3 protein-coding genes and 1 pseudogene are annotated in these 3864 nt (G+C 72.8%); 1 reads left to right on the top strand and 3 read right to left on the bottom strand.

Features of this window, described 5'->3' with window-relative positions; all coding sequences use genetic code 11:
* Window positions 1-222 precede the first annotated feature (222 nt).
* Complete coding sequence (locus tag VR45_RS30640; protein ID WP_231978555.1) at window positions 223-660, top strand: MarR family winged helix-turn-helix transcriptional regulator; 438 nt, start codon at window positions 223-225, stop codon at window positions 658-660.
* Between the two features lie 73 nt (window positions 661-733).
* Here VR45_RS30640 and VR45_RS30635 read toward each other — a convergent pair whose 3' ends face one another.
* From VR45_RS30635 to VR45_RS30625, 3 genes and pseudogenes are all read right to left on the bottom strand, one after another.
* Window positions 734-1927 (bottom strand): RtcB family protein, encoded by a 1194-nt coding sequence (locus VR45_RS30635; RefSeq protein WP_045943127.1) that lies wholly within the window; start codon window positions 1925-1927, stop codon window positions 734-736.
* Between the two features lie 330 nt (window positions 1928-2257).
* Window positions 2258-3625 carry a pitrilysin family protein gene (locus VR45_RS30630; protein ID WP_107084322.1) on the bottom strand — a complete coding sequence of 456 codons (1368 nt, stop codon included), beginning with the start codon at window positions 3623-3625 and terminating at the stop codon, window positions 2258-2260.
* A 20-nt stretch (window positions 3626-3645) separates the two neighbouring features.
* A pseudogene (locus VR45_RS30625) lies at window positions 3646-3864 on the bottom strand (peptidase M16); the annotation flags it as partial.

The raw sequence follows: 3864 nt of genomic DNA, 5'->3' as shown, positions 1-3864 counted from the left end.
CGTGGTCATGAGGGGCACTCCAGTCGAAAACGGGTCGATGGGTGGTCCGGAGGCCGACGACGGTCGGGTCGGCACCGACGCCGGTAGTTCCTTGTCCAGAATAGTTCACCCGGGGACATCATTGTCCACTGGTATCGTGTTTCCATGACCGAATCTCCCGACCGCGCCCCGTCGCCCCATCCGGGACCGCAGGGAGCCCAAGTCGCATTTCTGCTGTCCCAGTTGGGTGAGCACGCCTCGCAGGCCTTCGCCCGGCGGGTCGCCGAGCTGGATCTCACCCCGGCCCAGGCGGGTCTGCTCCGGGCGGTCAGCCTGGCCCCCGGCCAGCACCAGCAGGAGCTCGCCCGGCGGCTCGGCATGTCGCCGAGCCGGTTCGTGGCCTTCATCGACGCCATCGAGGAACGCGGACTCGTCGAGCGCCGGCGCAACCCCAAGGACCGCCGGTTCCAGGACCTCTACCTCGCGCCCAAGGGCGAGGAGGCGATGCGCGGGCTCGCCGAGGCGGCGCTCGCCCACGAGGAGGCCCTCTGCACCGGCCTCGACCCGCAGGAACGTATCGCCCTGGCCGGACTGCTGCGCCGGATCGCCGAGGCGCAGCAGCTCACCGCCGGGGTGCACCCCGGCTACCGGCGGCTGAACCCCCGGCGCGACAGCGTCTGAGCGGCCGGATCCGGGCACGCGAAAGCCCCCGGCCGACGGCCGGGGGCTTCGTTCGGCGGGCGCCGGAGGGCTCTCAGCCCTTGACGCAGACCACCTGCTTCAGGTGCGCCACGACCTCGACGAGGTCCCGCTGCTGCTCGATCACCTTCTCGATCGACTTGTAGGCGCCCGGGATCTCGTCCACCACCCCGGCGTCCTTGCGGCACTCCACGCCCGCGGTCTGCTCGACCAGGTCGCTGGTGCTGAACCGCTTCTTCGCGGCGGTGCGGCTCATCTTCCGGCCGGCGCCGTGCGAGGCCGAGTTGAACGACGCCTCGTTGCCCAGTCCGCGCACGATGTACGACCCGGTGCCCATCGAGCCCGGGATGATCCCGTAGTCACCGGCCCCGGCCCGGATCGCACCCTTGCGGGTGACCAGCAGGTCGACGCCGTCGTAGCGCTCCTCCGCGACGTAGTTGTGGTGGCAGCTGATCACCTGGTCGAAGGCGACCTTCGCCCGGGGGAACTCGCGCCGGACCACGTCCTGGAACAGCGCCATCATCAGCGCCCGGTTGCGCTTGGCGTACTCCTGCGCCCAGAAGAGGTCCTGCCGGTACGCGGCCATCTGCGGGGTGTCCGCGATGAACACCGCGAGGTCACGGTCGATCAGGCCCTGGTTGTGCGGCAGCGACCGGGCCACGCCCATGTGGTGCTCCGCCAGCTCCTTGCCGATGTTGCGCGAGCCCGAGTGCAGCATCAGCCAGACCGCGCCGGTGTCGTCGATGCACACCTCGATGAAGTGGTTGCCGCCGCCGAGCGTCGCCATCTGCTGGGCCGCCCGGTCCCGGCGCCACTTCACCTCGGACGCGACCCCGTCGAACCGCTGCCAGAAGTCGTCCCAGCCCCCGGTCGGGGCGCCGTGCAGCTTGCCAGGGTCGACCGGGTCGGTGTGCAGACCGCGCCCGACCGGGATGGTCCGCTCGATCTGCGAGCGCAGCCGCGACAGGTCGTCCGGCAGGTCCTTCGCGGTGAGCGAGGTCTTCACCGCGCTCATCCCGCAGCCGATGTCCACGCCGACCGCGGCCGGGCAGACGGCGCCGCGCATGGCGATCACCGAACCCACGGTCGCCCCCTTGCCCAGGTGGACGTCGGGCATCACGGCGAGCCCGTGCAGCCAGGGCAGCGAGCTGATGTTGCGCAGCTGCTGCATGGCCTGGCCCTCGACGGTGGCCGGGTCGGTCCACATCCGGATCGGAGTCCGGACGCCGGGTACCTCGGTGTACGACATGGTTCAACGACCTCCTGGGGTCGGACGGTTCAAGCGTAGGCGGGTGCCGCGCGAAAGACCCGGCGCGGTTCGGGGACGTCAGTGGGGGCGGCGGCGCTCGGCCGACGCGGGAGCGGTGTTCAGACCGCGAGGGGGCATCGGGAGGACAGTCTCGGGGAGCACTGTCGATAGGGCTCGACCCGCATGGTGACCGCCTCCTCTCCGTGTGTGCACCGGTTGCCGGGGATATCTAGCCACGCACCGCACCACCCCGGCAAGGGAATTAACGCCGGTACGCGAAAGGGCCCGGTGGAGCGTCGTAACGCTCCACCGGGCCCTCGGGGCGCCGGATCAGGCCCCGATCACGGTCACCTCGCCGATGCCCAGCTCACGCACCTGCTCCGCGAACGCCGAGGCGTCGCCGACCAGGACCGTCACCAGCCGGTCCGGCGGGAAGGCGCTCACCACGGCCTCGGTGGCGGCGGCGGTCGACAGCTCGGCCAGCTGCCGGTAGACCTCGGCCTGGAAGTCGTCCGCCAGGTACTGCTCGACCTGGTCGGCCAGGGTGCCGGCCACCGAACCCGCCGTCTCGTACTTCAGCGGCGCCACCCCGACCAGGAACTGCACCGCCTCGTCGCGCTCCGCGTCGGTGAGCCCCTCCGCGGCCAGCGTGCGCAGGATGGTCCAGGTGTCGGCCAGCGCCGGGGCGGTGGAGGCGGTGTCCACCGAGCCGCTGATCGCCAGCATGGCGCGCCCGCTGCCGTCGGGGACCGAGCGCAGCGGCTGCGCGAACGCCCGCACGCCGTAGGTGTAGCCCTTCTCCTCCCGCAGCACCCGGTCCAGCCGGGAGGTGAGGGTGCCGCCCAGGCAGTAGGTGCCGAGGATCTGCGCGGCCCAGGCCGGGTCGTGCCGGTCCGGGCCGATCCGCCCGATCAGCAGCTGGGTCTGCACCGAACCGGGCCGGTCCACGATGATCACCCGGCCGGTGTCGTCACCGGTCACCGGGGCGTGCACGGCCGGCGCGGCCGGGGCGCCCTTCCAGCCGCCGAGGGTGGACTCCAGCAGGGCCGGCAGATCGGTGCCGGTGAGGTCGCCGACCACCACCACGGTGGTGGTGGCGGGCCGCACATGCCCCTCGTAGAACGCCCGGACGGCGGCCCGGTCGATGGTCTTGACCGTCTCGGCGGTGCCGCCGCGCGGGCGGGAGAGCCGGTCGGCGGCGTCGAACAGCGAGGCGTACAGCGCCTTGGCGGCCCGCCGGGCCGGGTTGGCCTGCTCGTGCACGATCTCGTCCAGCCGGTTGGCGACCAGCCGCTCGATCTCGTCCTCCGGCAGCGCCGGGCTGCCGAGCGCGGCGGCCAGCAGGTCCAGGCCGCGGGCCAGCCGGGAGGCCGGGACCTCCAGCGAGACCCGGATGCACGGGTGGTCGGCGTGCGCGTCCAGGGTGGCGCCGGCCCGCTCCAGCTCGGCCGCGAACTCCTCGGCGGTCAGCGTGTCGGTGCCCTCACTGAGCGCCCGGGCCAGGATCGAGGCGACGCCGTCCAGGCCCTCCGGCTCGGCGGCGAGCGGGGCGTCGAGCAGCACGTCGACGGCCACCAGCTGCTGGCCGGGGCGGTGGCAGTGCAGCACCGTGATGCCGTTGCCGAGCGCGGCGCGCTCCGGCGCCGGGAACGCCCACGGGGTGGGCGTGCCGGGCTGGGGCTGCTCGTGGAAAGTCATGGCGGGGACGTACTCGGTGCTCATACGGCGGCGCCCTCCTCGTCGGTCTCGGCGGTGGCAGCGGTGTCGGCGGCGGTGTCCTCGGCCGGGGTCGGCTCGTACACCAGGACCGCCCGGTTCTGCGGGTGCAGCCGGGCCGCGGCGACGGCCCGCACCTCCTCGGCGGTGACGTCGAGGACCTTCGGCAGCGCCTCGTTCAGCAGCTTCGGGTCGCCGAACAGCACGGCGTAGCGGCAGAG

This window comes from Streptomyces sp. NRRL S-495 (assembly GCF_000966955.1).
Taxonomy (GTDB): domain Bacteria; phylum Actinomycetota; class Actinomycetes; order Streptomycetales; family Streptomycetaceae; genus Kitasatospora; species Kitasatospora purpeofusca.
The sequence above is the reverse complement of the archived record's forward strand: the minus strand, read 5'-3'. Positions and strand labels throughout refer to the sequence as shown.

What these genes read in the sequence shown, in the direction of transcription:
- VR45_RS30635 (WP_045943127.1), bottom strand. Translation starts at nt 1,927, where the DNA reads ATGTCGTACACCGAGGTACCCGGCGTCCGGACTCCGATCCGGATGTGG.
- VR45_RS30630 (WP_107084322.1), bottom strand. Translation starts at nt 3,625, where the DNA reads ATGACTTTCCACGAGCAGCCCCAGCCCGGCACGCCCACCCCGTGGGCG.